The 14,502-nt window shown below is 65.7% G+C and carries 19 protein-coding genes; 8 read left to right on the top strand and 11 right to left on the bottom strand.

The window, feature by feature from the left end:
• Nucleotides 1-23 precede the first annotated feature (23 nt).
• Both ABV518_RS10950 and ABV518_RS10945 read right to left on the bottom strand, forming a co-directional pair.
• Nucleotides 24-503 (bottom strand): Dps family protein, encoded by a 480-nt coding sequence (locus tag ABV518_RS10950; RefSeq protein ID WP_367767105.1) that lies wholly within the window; start codon nucleotides 501-503, stop codon nucleotides 24-26.
• Between the two features lie 126 nt (nucleotides 504-629).
• Nucleotides 630-1,307 (bottom strand): O-methyltransferase, encoded by a 678-nt coding sequence (locus ABV518_RS10945; protein WP_367767104.1) that lies wholly within the window; start codon nucleotides 1,305-1,307, stop codon nucleotides 630-632.
• Nucleotides 1,308-1,564: 257 nt separating this feature from the next.
• On the opposite strand from ABV518_RS10945, the gene ABV518_RS10940 reads away from it, so the two are divergent.
• The 3 genes from ABV518_RS10940 to ABV518_RS10930 all read left to right on the top strand — a co-directional run bounded on the left by ABV518_RS10940 (nucleotide 1,565) and on the right by ABV518_RS10930 (nucleotide 3,344).
• Nucleotides 1,565-2,293: a GAF domain-containing protein gene (locus ABV518_RS10940; protein ID WP_367767103.1), complete on the top strand. Its 729-nt coding sequence runs from the start codon at nucleotides 1,565-1,567 to the stop codon at nucleotides 2,291-2,293.
• A gap of 101 nt (nucleotides 2,294-2,394) precedes the next feature.
• Complete coding sequence (locus ABV518_RS10935) at nucleotides 2,395-3,129, top strand: ANTAR domain-containing protein (RefSeq protein WP_367767102.1); 735 nt, start codon at nucleotides 2,395-2,397, stop codon at nucleotides 3,127-3,129.
• Nucleotides 3,126-3,344, top strand: a complete 219-nt coding sequence (locus tag ABV518_RS10930; RefSeq protein ID WP_367767101.1) for a hypothetical protein — start codon at nucleotides 3,126-3,128, stop codon at nucleotides 3,342-3,344. The genes ABV518_RS10935 and ABV518_RS10930 overlap by 4 nt, the downstream gene beginning before the upstream one ends.
• Nucleotides 3,345-3,390: 46 nt before the next feature.
• On the opposite strand, the gene ABV518_RS10925 is transcribed toward ABV518_RS10930, so the two are convergent.
• Nucleotides 3,391-3,714 carry an MTH1187 family thiamine-binding protein gene (locus ABV518_RS10925; protein ID WP_367767100.1) on the bottom strand — a complete coding sequence of 108 codons (324 nt, stop codon included), beginning with the start codon at nucleotides 3,712-3,714 and terminating at the stop codon, nucleotides 3,391-3,393.
• A gap of 121 nt (nucleotides 3,715-3,835) precedes the next feature.
• On the opposite strand from ABV518_RS10925, the gene ABV518_RS10920 reads away from it, so the two are divergent.
• Complete coding sequence (locus ABV518_RS10920) at nucleotides 3,836-4,501, top strand: TetR/AcrR family transcriptional regulator (protein WP_367767099.1); 666 nt, start codon at nucleotides 3,836-3,838, stop codon at nucleotides 4,499-4,501.
• A 184-nt stretch (nucleotides 4,502-4,685) separates the two neighbouring features.
• Nucleotides 4,686-4,910 carry a hypothetical protein gene (locus tag ABV518_RS10915; protein WP_367767098.1) on the top strand — a complete coding sequence of 75 codons (225 nt, stop codon included), beginning with the start codon at nucleotides 4,686-4,688 and terminating at the stop codon, nucleotides 4,908-4,910.
• 18 nt (nucleotides 4,911-4,928) lie between these two features.
• Here ABV518_RS10915 and ABV518_RS10910 read toward each other — a convergent pair whose 3' ends face one another.
• The 6 genes from ABV518_RS10910 to ABV518_RS10885 form a co-directional block, all read right to left on the bottom strand.
• Nucleotides 4,929-5,222 carry a hypothetical protein gene (locus tag ABV518_RS10910; protein ID WP_367767097.1) on the bottom strand — a complete coding sequence of 98 codons (294 nt, stop codon included), beginning with the start codon at nucleotides 5,220-5,222 and terminating at the stop codon, nucleotides 4,929-4,931.
• Nucleotides 5,223-5,297: 75 nt separating this feature from the next.
• A complete protein-coding gene (locus ABV518_RS10905; RefSeq protein WP_367767096.1) occupies nucleotides 5,298-5,474 on the bottom strand; it encodes a hypothetical protein in 177 nt (58 codons plus the stop codon).
• Nucleotides 5,475-5,663: 189 nt separating this feature from the next.
• On the bottom strand, nucleotides 5,664-5,975 hold the full coding sequence (locus ABV518_RS10900; RefSeq protein ID WP_367767095.1) for an AzlD domain-containing protein: 312 nt from the start codon (nucleotides 5,973-5,975) through the stop codon (nucleotides 5,664-5,666).
• Nucleotides 5,972-6,727: an AzlC family ABC transporter permease gene (locus ABV518_RS10895; RefSeq protein WP_367767409.1), complete on the bottom strand. Its 756-nt coding sequence runs from the start codon at nucleotides 6,725-6,727 to the stop codon at nucleotides 5,972-5,974. Before ABV518_RS10895 ends, ABV518_RS10900 begins: the two co-directional genes overlap by 4 nt.
• Complete coding sequence (locus tag ABV518_RS10890) at nucleotides 6,724-7,227, bottom strand: hypothetical protein (protein ID WP_367767093.1); 504 nt, start codon at nucleotides 7,225-7,227, stop codon at nucleotides 6,724-6,726. Before ABV518_RS10890 ends, ABV518_RS10895 begins: the two co-directional genes overlap by 4 nt.
• A 66-nt stretch (nucleotides 7,228-7,293) precedes the next feature.
• Entirely contained in the window at nucleotides 7,294-8,169 is an 876-nt protein-coding gene (locus ABV518_RS10885; protein ID WP_367767092.1) for a glycerophosphodiester phosphodiesterase, read from the bottom strand.
• Between the two features lie 50 nt (nucleotides 8,170-8,219).
• Here ABV518_RS10885 and ABV518_RS10880 point away from each other — a divergent pair, with 50 nt between their 5' ends.
• The 3 genes from ABV518_RS10880 (at nucleotide 8,220) to ABV518_RS10870 (ending at nucleotide 12,948) form a co-directional block, all read left to right on the top strand.
• Nucleotides 8,220-9,557, top strand: coding sequence for a DUF445 domain-containing protein (locus ABV518_RS10880; protein WP_367767091.1), 1,338 nt, complete (start codon nucleotides 8,220-8,222; stop codon nucleotides 9,555-9,557).
• 388 nt (nucleotides 9,558-9,945) lie between these two features.
• Nucleotides 9,946-11,106, top strand: a complete 1,161-nt coding sequence (locus ABV518_RS10875) for an IS30 family transposase (protein ID WP_367767408.1) — start codon at nucleotides 9,946-9,948, stop codon at nucleotides 11,104-11,106.
• 225 nt (nucleotides 11,107-11,331) lie between these two features.
• Nucleotides 11,332-12,948, top strand: a complete 1,617-nt coding sequence (locus ABV518_RS10870) for a DUF222 domain-containing protein (protein WP_367767090.1) — start codon at nucleotides 11,332-11,334, stop codon at nucleotides 12,946-12,948.
• Here ABV518_RS10870 and ABV518_RS10865 read toward each other — a convergent pair whose 3' ends face one another.
• Together ABV518_RS10865 and ABV518_RS10860 are read right to left on the bottom strand one after the other, a co-directional pair.
• Nucleotides 12,949-13,698, bottom strand: coding sequence for a LamB/YcsF family protein (locus tag ABV518_RS10865; protein WP_367767089.1), 750 nt, complete (start codon nucleotides 13,696-13,698; stop codon nucleotides 12,949-12,951).
• Nucleotides 13,682-14,494, bottom strand: a complete 813-nt coding sequence (locus ABV518_RS10860; RefSeq protein WP_367767088.1) for a hypothetical protein — start codon at nucleotides 14,492-14,494, stop codon at nucleotides 13,682-13,684. Before ABV518_RS10860 ends, ABV518_RS10865 begins: the two co-directional genes overlap by 17 nt.
• Nucleotides 14,495-14,502: the final 8 nt, after the last annotated feature.

The raw sequence follows: 14,502 nt of genomic DNA, 5'->3' as shown, positions 1-14,502 counted from the left end.
TCACGGACCTGCCCTGCCGCAGCCTATTTGCCAGCTGGCTCGGTAACGGCGGCCGACGGCGTCATGGTTTCCGCATTTACCATCCATGCGAGTTGCTCCATGCGTTCGATGACGGCGTGGAGGAGGTCCGCGCTGGTGGGGTCTTCCTCATCCACCTCGTCATGGACGTCCCGCATGGTCTTGACCGTCCGTTCCAGCCTCGCCGTGACGAGCTTGACGGCGTCCTTCGTGGACGTCAGGCCCGCGGGGAACTCTTCCAGCCTCGTATCGGAAGAGACAGTCCGGCTCCGGCCATCCGGAAGGGCATGCAGCGCCCGCATCCGTTCTGCTGCCTCGTCCGCGAACTGCCGGGCGGCCTCGATGATTTCGTCCAGCTGCAGGTGAAGGTCGCGGAAATTCGTTCCCACGATGTTCCAATGTGCCTGCTTGCCCTGCATGTGCAATTCGATCAGGTCGGTGAGGACCATCTGAAGGTTACTGGCCAGGGTGGGTGACGCTTTCATCAATTGCCTCCGCTGCAAGCTTCCGTCCCGTCCGGGGTTCCGGGCGGGACACCATTCTAAGCATACTTAGTACTTTTCGGAGGCTGAAGTTTTGGAACCCGACGATTTACCGGCGGCGCAGCCCTGTCACCGGATGACCGCCAGCGCGAACCCGTCCCATCCCTTGGAGCCGACCGTCTGGATCACCGTGGCGTCCAGCTGGGGGTGCTTCCCCATCAGCTCAAGGGCGCTGATGATTCCCGGCGCATTGACCGGGTCCATGGCTGGCTCCAGCACGGCCCCTTCCCACACTGCGTTGTCGAGGATCACCGTGGTGCCGGGCCGGCCCAGCCGGACTGCCCAGTCGAGGTATTTGGAGTCGTTTTCCTTGTCCGCGTCGATGAAGACAAAGTCGAAGGCTTCCTGGCCTTCAGCCTCCAGGGCGGCCAGCGAATCCAGCGCGGCACCGATCCGGATGTCAACTTTGTGGCCCACGCCGGCGGCGTCAAGGTTGGCCCGTGCCACGTCAGCGTGTTTGGTGAGGTATTCGCACGTGACCAGCGTGCCGTCGTCGGGAAGTCCCTGGGCCATCCAGATGGTGCTGAAGCCGGCCAGTGTGCCGATCTCCAGGACCCTGCGCGCACCGGACATCTGAACCAGTAGCTTGAGCAGTTTCCCGGCGTTGGGCGCCACCTCGATCGGCGGCATCCCGGCGTCGATCGCGGACTGCACCGCCCGCTGCAACGATCCGTCGGGATGGACCACCTTGTCCGTCAGGAATTCCTCCACGGCAATCCAGCCTGGCTGGGGCTTGTGCTCAAACATGGCCACAGTCTGGCACGCGGGAATGCGTGGGTCCAGGCACATCCGCCGGAACCTCGCAGGTGTTGCCGTATCTTGTGCAGGCTATTGCGCGTAGGCTCGAAATGAGAGCGCAATCCAAGGATTCGTGCGCAAGCATCCCGTCGAAACGGGGCTTCGGCTCCAGTACGCCAGTTCTGGAGCGCCCCAGGCCATGGCCCACCAGCCACAGCCGCTCCCGGCCCGTATGGACCAGGGACTAAATAGAATCGAGGCCCAGCATGGCCTCAGGACCAGCCTCCACGTCTACCGCCGACCACCTCCAGGACCTGCTGCTGGAAAGCCGCGACTTTGACTCGTTCCTCCTCGACCTCACTCTCTATTCAGCCTCCCAGCTTGGTGCGGACGAGCCTATCCTGTGTGCCATTTCCGTCGAACGGGCGGGCGCACCCTTCACTGTTGCCAGCAGCGGGGACAAGGCGCGGCTTTTGGATGAACGCCAATACGAGCTCGACGACGGCCCTTGCCTCACCGCCCTGCGCACCGGCCTAACAGTTAAGGTGGATGACCTCAGCCTGGACGAACGGTGGACCCGCTACTTTGAGACCGTTAGGCATTCCGCTGTCAATGCTGTGCTGGCCGTACCCATTGACGCTGGCGAAGGGGCTTCAGCCGCATTGAACTGCTACGCCCACCGGACCTCTGCGTTCGGACCGGCCACCGTGGCCGGCATTGAGTGGTACGCGCAGTCACTGTCCCGCCCCCTTCGGCTCGCCTTGCTGGTGCATCCTTTGCTGGACGCACCGACATACCCGGATGGGCTGCGGGCAGCGCTTCGTTCCCGGGCCACCATAGATGCGGCCCTCGCCCTGGTCATGGCGCACACGCGTTCCAGCCGTGAAGCCGCCATCGCACTGCTCGCGGAAGCCGCCAGGGCCAGGAAAGTGCGGCTGCCGGCATTGGCCCTGGACATCGTCCGGGGAGCGGCCATTCCGGCCGGCTCAGCCTAGGCACAGCCATGCGGTCTATGCTGGACCAAGCGGCAGCCTTTGCGTTTCTCCTGCCGGTTTCGGCGGCAACCAGGAGATGACCCGTAATGCGAAGAGAGTCCGTGACCGGAGAACTTTACTCCGTATTCGCGCGCGTATCCGGCCTGTTGCTGACCGAACAGGTTGCCGGACCGGCGATCGCCAAGATTGCCCAGGCGGCGTTCGAAAGCATCCCCGGCAGCATCGGCGCCGGCGCCACACTCCTTGATGCCCAGGGCCGTCCTACAAGCAGGGCCGCCACAAGTGCGCTGGTGGAAGACGCCGACCAACTCCAGTACGAGCTCGGCGAGGGGCCATGCCTCGCGGCGTGGGCAGGGCCCGCCACCGTCCGGGTGGACGACGCCGCCACGGAAACACGCTGGCCGAGGTGGAGCAGGGCCAGCGCGCAGCGTGGCCTGATGTCCTGCCTCAGCGTTCCCCTGCTTCTCCCCGGACACAACGGAAAACGACCGGCCGAAGCCATCGGCGCGCTGAAAGTCTATTCCGACCGCCCCAATGCCTTCGACACCTCCAGCGAGCACCTGCTGGAACTCCTCGCCGCACCCGCCGCCGTAATGCTTGCCAACATCCAGGCGCATGAAAGCGCCGAGCAGCTCAGCGTTGCCCTCAAGGAATCCCTGCACAGCCGGAGTGTGATCGACATGGCCAAGGGGGTGCTGATGGAGCGCCAGAACCTTAGCGAGCGGGCCGCATTACGTGCACTGACTGACCGGTCGCGCCAGGAAGGAGCTCCCCTCTTCGCCGTTGCACTCAGTGTGCTTGACCGTCCCGCGGAACCTGACCACGAACGGCCATGAACGCTGACGAGACTGCCGAGGAGCAGCGGGAGCGGACGGCGGCGGCCTACCGCAGGGCCGGCCTGACCCTGGAATCGCTGTGGCTGCACTACTTCAGCATTGGTGGCGACGCCGGCGAGCTGGAAATCGACGCCTACCTGAACAGGTCCTACATGCTGCGGCCCGTACAGCGCGACCTCCTGGACCACGCGGTCCATGAACTGAACGGCCACTGACGTACGGCTGGCTCGTTTCGGAGCCTGCGTTTACACAACTATCTGCCTAGGCGTCTTCTTCGAGTGCGCTTTCCAGCCGGTCCACCTTGGCGGTGATCTCACCGCTGTAGCCGGGGCGGATGTCCGCCTTGATGACCAGGGAGACTCGGCTGCCGAACTGGCCAACCGCCTCGGTGGCCCGCTTCACGACGTCAAAGACTTCGTCCCATTCGCCCTCGATGGTGGTGAACATGGAATCCGTCTGGTTGGGGAGTCCCGACTCCCGGACGATTTTCACGGCGGCGGCAACGGCGTCGTGCACTGACGCATCGGTGGGACGGGAACCGCCGCTGGGCGTACCGGACGGGGCGACAGAAAATGCAAGCAACATAAGGAAAGTGTGCCACGCCGGGCGCAGGGGCCAAATGGGCTGAAGCGGGCCGCGCACGTCACATAACCGCCTACCCTCCAGTAACGGTGATCGCCCCGGGCTGCGTTGCTACCCTGATCGCATGAGCATCGCAGTCGCCCGCAAACCACTCCGCGCAGACGCAGCGCGCAACGTGGACAAGATCATCACGGCGGCCCGGCAATGCTTCCAGGACTTTGGTCCGGAAGTGCCGCTGCAGACCATTGCCGCCACGGCCGGCGTCGGACCGGCAACCCTGTTCCGCAACTTCGCGGACAAGGAAGACCTGGTCCTGGCCGCCCTCAACCGGCAGCTCAGGCTGACAGTTGATCCGGTCATCGACGACGCCTTGGTGGACATCGATGCCGCCGCAGGACTGTTCCGGGTCATCGAGGCCATCATGGCTGCGGCCAGCACCGACGCGAACCTGCTCGGCGCCGTCGCCGGGCGGCGGCAGCTCCTCACCGGAATCACCGGCTCCCTGATCGATTCCATCGGCATCCTGCTGGGACGCGGGCAGGGGCAGGGCACACTCCGCCCGGATATCTCCATGACTGACATCTTCCGGCTGCTCGCCATGCTGATCGGCGTGGTGGACACCATGGAGCCGGGTTCCGATGCCTGGCGCCGTCCCGTGGCACTCATCGAGGACGCCATCCGCTCGGAACGGCCTCACCGGCCGCTCCCCGCGCACGTGCCGCTTCCGGCCGCCCAACTGCCCGTCGGACATATGGCTGGCGACTTCGTCTCTGGCCGCCGTTTCAGCTGAACCGCTTCACCTGAACCAGGCCGAGCGCGCACCGTTCCGCGGGTGTGCCGCAGGGGGCGCCATTGTGGGCATCCATTCGTTGGAATAGACTCGTGTGGGGTTACGCAGCCAGCCTCTGATTTCCCAGATGGAGCGACCCCATGAGCAGATTCCTGCGTATCCGATTCGACGAAACCACCGCACGATGAACAGTTCACAGCTCGCGCATTTCATTAATGACCCGCGTGGACCGGAAGTCGTACTCCCGAACCTGTCCCCCGAAGAACTGGCGAACCTCCTGGACGCGCTGTTCCAGAACCTTGATACGGCGACGCCGGAATTCGGCGCGCAGGTCTGGTACGAACTCGCTGTCGAGGAAAGCGGCCGCCGGGCCGGCTCCTCCGACGGCGCGGCCCACGGAGTAGCCTGACCCCGCGTTGATTCTCCTCTAGCCAGCGTCTTCCCGCTGGCCGACGCGCTGATCGGCGTCTTCCGGCTGGCCGGCGTCCTCCGGCGAAGAATGCGCGTGTGTGTCCGCGTTGGGGGTGTGTTCCTTGGCTTCGAGCAGATGCTGCTGGAGCTTCTCTTCTGCATCCCGGCGGCGGCGCGCCGTGTCGCGGAGTTCGCGGGTGGACTCGGAGCCACTGGACTCCAGATACGCGGGACGCACCTTGGCGTGGCTGCCGGTCGTCGTAGCTTCCACCCCATCGTCCTGGGCCGGTGTTTGCGGCTGTTCGTTCATGGTGATTCCTCCTTCCGGGCGCCTGCCTTGGGCGGCGGCACCTCTTCAGTGGACCATACTTCAGTCCCGAAAAGCTCAATCGTCGAGGGCTGATTCCCGGTTGCGCAGTTCGTGGCGTACCGCTGCATGGAGCGCCGAGACATGTGGTTCGTGCCCCAGATCCAGCGCCAAGGTGATGCGCTCGGAGAGCAACTCCAGGTCCGACGCAGGGACGTCTGACAGCGACCTGAAACGGGAAAAGAACCTCTTCACAGGTAGGCCCGCAGGTCGTTTGGGGGACGCCATTCTTACTGGCGTCCCGGATCTGCCGCTTGCTAAGTACAGTGGGTTTTCCATGGCTACCGCTCCAAAAAGACGATCCATGGCCAGCTGCATAGCCAGACTTATAGTACCGCCGCCGTGTTCCGCGTCACCAGAGGCACGCGTCACGTGAACCGTGCGTCAGTTCCATCCCAGAAGCCGAAGGACTGCGGCGGCCCCGGCGCCGGCCAGCACCACCACCAGGAACGGAGCCCGGAAAGCGAGCGCAATGGCTGCCGCGGCGAGCGCTCCCAGCCTGGCATCGGCCGCCAGCGACTGTCCGGAAGCCACCGCATTCACCACAGTCAAGGACGCCAGCAGGCCGATGGTCATGGTGCCGGCCACGCGTGACATACGGGGGTTTTGAAGGAGCCTGGCGGGCACAAAGTAGCCAACGAGCTTCCACGCATAAGCCAGTGCACACGCCAGCAGCAACCAGATCCAGAGGCTCATGCGCCAGCCTTCGTCGACCCGGCGGGACCGTGTTGGCGGTGGTGGTGCTCGGCATACGGGTCCACGTCCGGCTCGAGGCCTTCGTCGCTGCGGCCGTGGCTGAACCAGCCGATCACCGCGGCAACTATGGCAGCGATCAGGATCGGGACGCCTGCGGGCACGAACGGCACCGCGAGGACGGTTGCCAGGGCGCAGACAACGGCGATGGCCACCGGCTCCCGCCCCTTCAGCCGCGGCCACAGGAGCGCCAGGAAGGCAGCCACCGCGGCACCGTCCAGTCCCCACTGCTTCGGATCGCCCAGACCCGCCCCGGCGAGTGCGCCCACTGCGGTGAAGAGGTTCCACAGGACATAAATGCCGATCCCTGCAGCCCAGAAGCCGCGCCGCTGTTCGTCCGGATCGGTCTGGCCGGTGCTGGTAGCGGTTGACTCGTCGATGGTGAGCTGTGCCGCCACGTACCTTCGCCAGCCGGTGGGGTGCAGGAGCGCGTTGAGCTGCATGCCGTAGATGCCGTTGCGCATGCCCAACAGCGTGGCGGCGCTCATCGCCGCGACGCCGGATCCGCCGCCCGCCACCACTCCGATAAACGCGAACTGCGAGCCGCCGCTGAACAGCAGGAGGCTCAGCGCCATGGTCTGCCAGAAGTCCAGTCCCGAGGTGACGGACAGCGCGCCGAACGAAACACCGTAGAGCCCGGTGGCGATGCTGATGGAGATTCCCACTTTGACTGCCGGGGATGCCAGGAGCTTCATGAGCTGGTCCGCCGGCCAGCGTTCCGAAGGCTCCACGCCCACAGGACCAGCGGCACCTGCAGGGGCAAGCGGGCTGTGTGCACTTTGCGTTGGGCCGGTGAACCGTCCGGGCCATAGGCACGCCGGATTGCGTCCACGTGGCCGGACAGGAACACCCCGAAGAGGGCAGCGACGCCCGTGGCCGTGACGCGTCGCGTCGCGGGAATGAGGAGGCCGACGGCGGCACCCGCCTCCACGAGGCCGCTCAGCGCGATCCATTCATCGCGGGTCATCACGGCGAGCGGCCGCGCGCTGGCGACTCCAGCAGCTGAAGCTGCCGGCGCGGCGGGGGAACCCTGCTCATCGCGGCAAAGGTAGTCCGGGACCACCTGGCGGTAGAAGCCGGGATCGCGGAAATGCTTCATGGCGCTGGTCATCAGCAGGGCGCTCAGGGCTGCCGCGGAGAGGGCCTGGGTGGCGGTGCTGGACCAATGAACGGCGCCGGGCCAGTGAAAAGGCATGGTTCCACTCAACCACAGCCCCGTCCGGCGCATGAACCGGACGGCGCCTGAACGGTACGGGTCAGCCTAGAGCTGTGCCAAAACCCGGGCGGGCATGTTCGTGGTGATCTCGTGGATGCCCAGGCCTTGGCAGAGGGCCACGTCCCGCTCGGAATCCACAGTCCATACCCGGAAACGCCGGCCGGATTCCAGCCACCGCTGCACTGTGCGGGCGTGCAGGCGGACATAGTCGATGCCCGGCCCGGCGAGCCTCACTTCGCAGTCATCGAGGATGCGTTCGCCTTCCAGCTGGGCAGCCTTCATGACGTTGGCGACAGCACTGCCGGTGAGCGCACCGAGACCGAGCTCTTCGCGGACTTCGTCAACATCGATTTCGTCCACCAGTTGGCAGATGAACTCCGCAGGCACGGTGTGGAGCAGGTGCTTCACCGAATCCGGGCTGAAGCTCATGAACGTCACTCTGACGTTGTCCACGGTTGATGTCGTCGGGTCCCAGCCTTCGCTCCGGAGGACGTCCAGGACGCGGTCCTCCAGCTTCAGCTGGTACGGGCTGGGGTGCTTCAGCTCAATGGCAAGCCCCACAGGCCGTCCGGCATCGCGGAGGATGCCCAGGAGCTCCTTGAGTGTCAGGAACTGTTCCGAACGGGCTCCGTATTCCTCTGGAATCCGCACGCCTTTCCACGACGAGAAATCCAGGAGCCTCAACTCCTCGAGCGTGCGGTCCGCGACCGGCCCGGTTCCGTCGGAGGTGCGGTCCAGATTCGCGTCGTGGAGCAGGACTGCGTGCTGGTCCCGGGTGAGGTGGACGTCGCACTCGACTCCGTCGGCGCCGTCGGCCAGTGCCTGGAGGTAGGCGGCCCGGGTGTGCTCGGCAAAGGCGGCGCTGGCGCCGCGGTGGGCATAAACCAGTGGCCGGTGGGGTGCAGACTCGTCGATGGTCATGCAGACACGGTAGCCGACCCGGCGACCGTGGGCGGGACTAGGCTGGGCACATGCAGGTGAACTCTGAGCCAATTACCCGGCAGGACCCTACCCGACCCGACGTGCCCGCCCAAAGGGGCGCCGCCGTCGTCGGCCATCCGCTCAGTGCGGGTGACGCGGAAAAGGCGGCAGCGCTGCGGAAAATGAAGCTGCTGGCGCTGGGCCTGCTGATCGCCATGGCAGTCATTTTTGTGTTCGCGTTCGCCTTCCAGAAGGAATATCCGTGGCTGCAGTACGTCCGGGCGGCCGCCGAAGGTGGCATGGTGGGGGCGCTGGCCGACTGGTTCGCCGTGACCGCCCTGTTCAAGTACCCGATGGGGATCAAGATCCCGCATACCGCCATCATTCCGCGGCGCAAGGACCAGATCGGGGCGTCGCTGGGTGAGTTCGTCGAGACCAATTTCCTGTCCGAACAGGTGGTCCAGGACAAGCTCGCCAGCGTGAACATCGCCCGGAAGGCAGGCGAATGGCTCGCCACTCCCGGCGGCGCCGAGCGGGTGGCGAAGGAGGGCGCCGCCGTCATCCGCGGTGCGTTCACGGTTTTGAACGACGACGACGTCCAGGCGGTTATCGAAGGAATGGTGCGCAAGCATCTGCTGGCTCCGCCGTGGGGACCTCCCGTGGGACGGATGGCGGAGCGGATTTTCGCCGACGGCCACCATCACAAGCTGGTTGACCTGCTGGTTGACAGGGCTGCCGACTGGGTGGACGACAACCACGAAACCGTCAGCCGGCTGGTTTCGGACCGCTCCCCCGCCTGGGTTCCGCAGTTCGTGGACGGGCTGGTGGGAGACAAGGTCTATGTGGAGATCCTCAAGTTCACCCGTGCCGTGCAGTCCGACCCCAACCACCAGGTGCGGCAGCAGATCGACAAGTACCTCAACGATCTCGCGCAGGATCTGCAGCATGACCCCGCCATGATCGCCCGCGCCGAGGACATCAAGGCACAGGTCCTCGGCGATCCTGAGGTCCGCGAACTGGCCTCGCGGACCTGGGGCACCGTGAAGAACGCCCTGCTTACCGCGGTGGACGATCCCGACAGCGAGCTGACGGTCAAGTTCAAGGCGGCCGTCCGCGACTTCGGCTCACGACTGGTGAACGATGCCGAACTTGCCGGCAAGGTCAACGCCTGGATCGGCGACGCCGCAGGTTACCTGGTGCGGACATACCGCTCGGACATCGCCGGCGTAATCACCGATACCGTGGCCCGCTGGGACGCGGAGGAAACATCACAGAAGATCGAACTCCAGGTGGGCAAGGACCTGCAGTTCATCCGGATCAACGGAACAGTGGTGGGCTCTCTGGCCGGGCTCGCCATCTTCAGCGCGGCGCACCTGGTCTTCGGCTGAGTTTCCCTCCCTTCCGGACTGCCACGCGAACAAGACAGCGCGAACGTACAGTTGAGGCCCTGCCGCCCCGCTTGAGTTCTAGGGGTCGTCGCAACACCCAGACTTTTTGGGAGTTGCAACGACCATGGTTCGTTCTATCGATGACTCATCGGGATCCGGCTGGTACGGGCAGGACGCGAAGGATGCCTTCTTTGTGGTGTTTGACCGTCTGGGCAACACAATGGCTTCTGCGAGGGAGCTTGGGCTGAATCCTGCCACCTGCGCCGCGTGGGTCAGGAAGGCGGGTCTGAAGGCCCGGGGGCGGGGCGGGAATGGTCCCCACGCGGGGCGGGAGGAGTACCTCGAGCTCCGCCAGGCCGGGACCAGCCGCCGGGAGGCGGCCAGCGCCGTGGGCGTGAACATTCGCACAGCGCAGGACTGGGACCACGGAGTCCGCAGGTCAGGCCGCGTGCGGGTCTACCCGGACGGGCGCGTGATCGACTACAAACAGGGAGTGACGACATTCCACTCACCCTCCGCCTCAGCGCCTGAGCCCGGGGCCATCAGCGCCGGCACACCCGTCGGGCGGTTCCTGTCCCTGCAGGAACGTGAAAGAATCCGGGACCTGACGGGGGCCGGTTCCTCGTTGAGGTCGATAGCGTTGGCTTTGGACCGTTCACCTTCGACGATCAGCCGGGAACTGCGCCGCAACGCCGATCCCCGGCTGGGTTACCTGCCCCACGGAGCGGACCGGAAAGCCGCGACCCGCAGGTCCCGGCCCAAGACGGCGAAATTGGCCGGCGACTCGGATCTTCGGAAGTACGTGCAGGACAGGCTGGTCCGGAAGTGGTCACCGGAGCAGATATCGCACAGGCTGGTCACGGAACACCCCGATGACCAGGAGATGCGCGTGAGCCCCGAGACCATCTATCAAGCCCTCTATGTCCAGGCCAGGGGCGGACTCAAACGCGAAATCCAGGCCGCCCTGCGCACCGGCCGCGCCCGCCGCAAACCTCACAGCAACCCTGCAGAACGCCGTCACCGATTCGCCGATCCCATGGTCATGATCTCCGAACGCCCGCCCGAAATCGAAGACCGTGCCATCCCCGGGCATTGGGAAGGAGACCTGATCACCGGGACGCTGAACCAGTCCGCGATCGCCACCCTGGTCGAACGGACCACCCGGTACGTGATGCTCGTCCACCTCCCGGGAGACCATGGCGCCGAAGCAGTCAGGGACGGACTCGTCGCGGCCATGGCCACACTGCCGGCGCACCTGCGCGGGTCCCTGACCTGGGACCAGGGATCAGAAATGGCAGCCCACCGCTCCTTCAGCATCGCCACGGACATGGACGTCTACTTCTGCGACCCCGCCAGCCCCTGGCAGCGCGGCTCCAACGAAAACACCAACGGGCTGCTGCGCCAGTACTTCCCCAAAAGCACCGACCTGTCCGTCTACGGTCCCGAAGAGCTCGAACTCGTCGCCCAAGAACTCAACGGCCGCCCACGCAAAACGCTCGGCTGGGAAACCCCAGCCGAGCGAATACGTGCTTTACTACTAACCACCTAACCAACAGGTGTTGCGACGACCCCTAGAAACCGCCCCGACACAGTCAGCGCGAACGTACAGTTGTGGCCCTGCGGCCCCGACAAAGACTGCGCGAACGTACAGTTGCGGCCCTAGGCTTGGCAGCCGAAAGCCCTCCAAGAAATGGCTTTTGGAAGGGGCCGGAGGTTATCCACATAGGCCATTTGCTTCGCTGTTTTTGGCGGTGCCTCGCCGGATGATGGGGGTATGGGAAGCGGAGCGGCAGTGGATTCGGTGGAGGCCATGATGGCTTCCATGGCTGCGATTGCGGTGTTGGCGGACCGCAGCGAGGGCCGTTCCGGGTCCACCAGTTCGGACCCGCTTCGTGACCAGGCGGACGCGTGCCTGGAAGGTCTTGAAAAGACGGCCCGGATGGAGGCCATGCTGGCCGCCAGGAAAGTGCGCTTCACCGCAGGGTTCGCCAACATAACCCGGGCGATGTCCCCTCCGGATGAGCAGCCGCATCAGCGCCTGGCTCGCGAGATGGGCGTCGTGGCCGAGGTCGCCTGTGCGCTGACGGTGAGCGAACGGACCGCATCAGCACTCCTTGCCCAGTCCCACGAACTCACCACCACACTGCCGCTGACCCAGGCCACCTTGGAGCAGGGGTCGATGTCGTGGCAGCACGCAAGGGTCATGGTCGACGAGGCTGCAAGTCTGGATCCAGCCGGGGCGGCGGCGTTGGAAGCCCATTTCCTGGGCACGGACGTCGAGAACTCCGCCAAAAGCTGCCCGGCCGGGGAGATGGTCCCCTCCCGGTTCCGGCACAAGGCCCGGACCTGGCGGGAACGGCACCACCCGGAGAGCATCGAAAAACGCCACGCCAGGAGCGTCCTGGACCGGAGGCTGGAGTACGCCCCGGACCGGGACGGCATGGCCTGGCTCTCCGCCTACCTCCCGGCGGACCAGGCGGCCGGGATCTGGAACGGCGTCACCGCCACAGCCCGCGCCCTGCAGGGCCCCGCCGAGGACCGGACACTGACCCAGCTCCGCGCCGACGTCGCCGCCAAACTGCTCCTCAGCGCCGGCTTCACCACCAGCAACCCAACGGACAGCAGCACAGAAGCAGCCGCCGGCAGCAACACCGATTTAGCGACCACCAGGACCAGCACCAGCAATGATGGCGTGGTTGGCCGCCTGGTCACGGACGGCGTCGCTGCGGGCGTCGTTTCAAATAGGGCCGTGGCCGCTTCGGGCCGGGTGCCCTCGCCGGCGGCGCAGGTCCTCGTGACCGTCCCGGTGTTCGCCCTGATGGGCCTTACCGACGAACCCGCCGACCTCGACGGCTACGGACCCATCCCCGCCTCCATGGCCCGCAAACTCGTCGCCGACGGGGCATCCTCATTCCGCAGGGTCCTCACCGACCCCCGCAACGGCGCACCGCTGGAAATCGGACGGAACAGCTACCCCATCCCCGCAGCGATGCGGCAATGGCTCAGACTCCGCGACGGGAAATGTTCGTTCCCCGGCTGCAACAACCAATCTCTGGACAACGAAGCCGACCACATCCTCGCCTGGTCCGACGGCGGCACCACCGGCATCACCAACCTCGAGTCACTGTGCCGCAAACACCACCGGCTAAAACACACCACCGGATGGACCCCCACCGACGCCGCCAAGGACACACCGCCCGGCTGGATTTCACCCACCGGCCGCCACTACCAAAGCGAACACCACGACTGGGAACCACCCCACTGGCCACCCCAGATACGGAGCCTGCTTTCGGACAGAGGACTCAGCTCTGCCGTGCCCGAAGACGATTTGCCCGAGGATCATTTGCCCGAAGAGCTGCTGCTGGAAGCAGCTGCGTCCGAAGCGCCCTAATTATGCGAACGACTCCAGGTCCACACCGGCCGCTTCGAGGCCGGCACGGACTCCCGCTGCCATCTCCACTGCCCCGGGGGTGTCGCCGTGGATGCACAACGAGTCGGGCCTGACCTGCACCACCGTCCCGTCAACGGCGACTACCTCGCCCTTCACGGCAAGGCGCACCGCGCGCTCAACGATGGAATCGACGTCGTGCAGGACGGCACCAGCGTGCGAGCGCGGGACCAGCGTGCCGTCGGCCTGGTAGGCGCGGTCCACAAAGGCCTCCACAAAAACGGGGTGGCCGGCTTCCTTGGCCTGGACCAGCAGTTGCGAGCCCGGCAGTCCGAGGATGGGCAGGCCGGGGTCGTAGGCCTGGATGGCGGCAACCACGGCTGAAGCCTGGTCGGCGTCGTGGACCAGGCGGTTGTAGAGCGCGCCGTGCGGCTTGACGTAATCAACGGAGGCACCAACTGCGTGGGCCACGCCGTCCAGGGCGCCCAGCTGGTAGAGGACGTCGCCGAATAGCTCATCGAAGGACATATCCAGCGAGCGCCTGCCGAAACCTGCCAGGTCCCGGTAGCCCACGTGCGCGCCGACCGTCACATCAAGCTCAAACGCGGCCCGGCAGCTGTCCAGCATCGTGACGGGGTCACCTGCGTGAAAGCCGCAGGCGACGTTGGCGCTGGTGACCAGCCGGAACATGGCGGCGTCGTCCCCCATATTCCACGAGCCGAATGATTCGCCAAGGTCAGCGTTGAGGTCCAAGGTTGTTGCCTTCCAGAGTGAGGTTGTCCGGGCCCGCGCCGGCGGCTTTGAGCTCCCCTGGAATCGTATCCGGCATCGGCCCGAAAGCCTCTTTGGCGTTTGCCACCACAGCCCGGCCCATCATCAGGTTTCCGGCCCCGCCCACCACGGCGCCGATGCCGAACGGCAGGGCGCGGCCGAACAGCGCCGTGCCCTGCCGCTTCACCAGACTCTTCAGGAACGCCTTCTGGATCCGGCTCCGGACGGCGCCGAAACCGGACCCCGGAATGGACTTCGAGAGCGCGTTGCCCCACGCCTTGGTGGGGCTCGTTCCCCTGCCCATCGCCTGGCCGCTCAGGGTGCCCAGAAGTGCCGTGCCCTCCTCGCCCAGCATGATGGCCATGACCATGGTGCTGGCTTTTTCGGGGTTGGTCAGGCGGATGCCGTGAAGCTCGGCGAGCGAGGTGGCATAAAGGGCTGTGGCCTCGAGGAATCCCACGGTGGCAGCTGCGGAGAGTCCAAGCGATGCGACGGTCCCGACGCCGGGCACCAAAGCAGTGGCACCCACGATCGCGCCGCCGCCGGTCACCGCCGCGAGGTAGTCGCGCTCAATTCTTACAGCGAGCTGCGCCGCCGATGCGTGCGGCTGTTTGCGCTGCACCCGGCGGATGTAGGCCAGCACCAGCGGGCGCTGGATTTCCACTGCCCGGAGCAGCATGTTGTGGACTCCGGGTTTGGGCTTTCCTTCAGCGTCGAACACCGCGTTGTGGGCGGTTTCCTGCGCGATCCGCACGGCGGGATTGCTGCGCTTGGCCATGGTGACCT

The organism is Arthrobacter sp. HS15c, from assembly GCF_040812005.1.
Taxonomy (GTDB): domain Bacteria; phylum Actinomycetota; class Actinomycetes; order Actinomycetales; family Micrococcaceae; genus Arthrobacter.
This window is presented reverse-complemented; position numbering and strand designations above follow the sequence as displayed.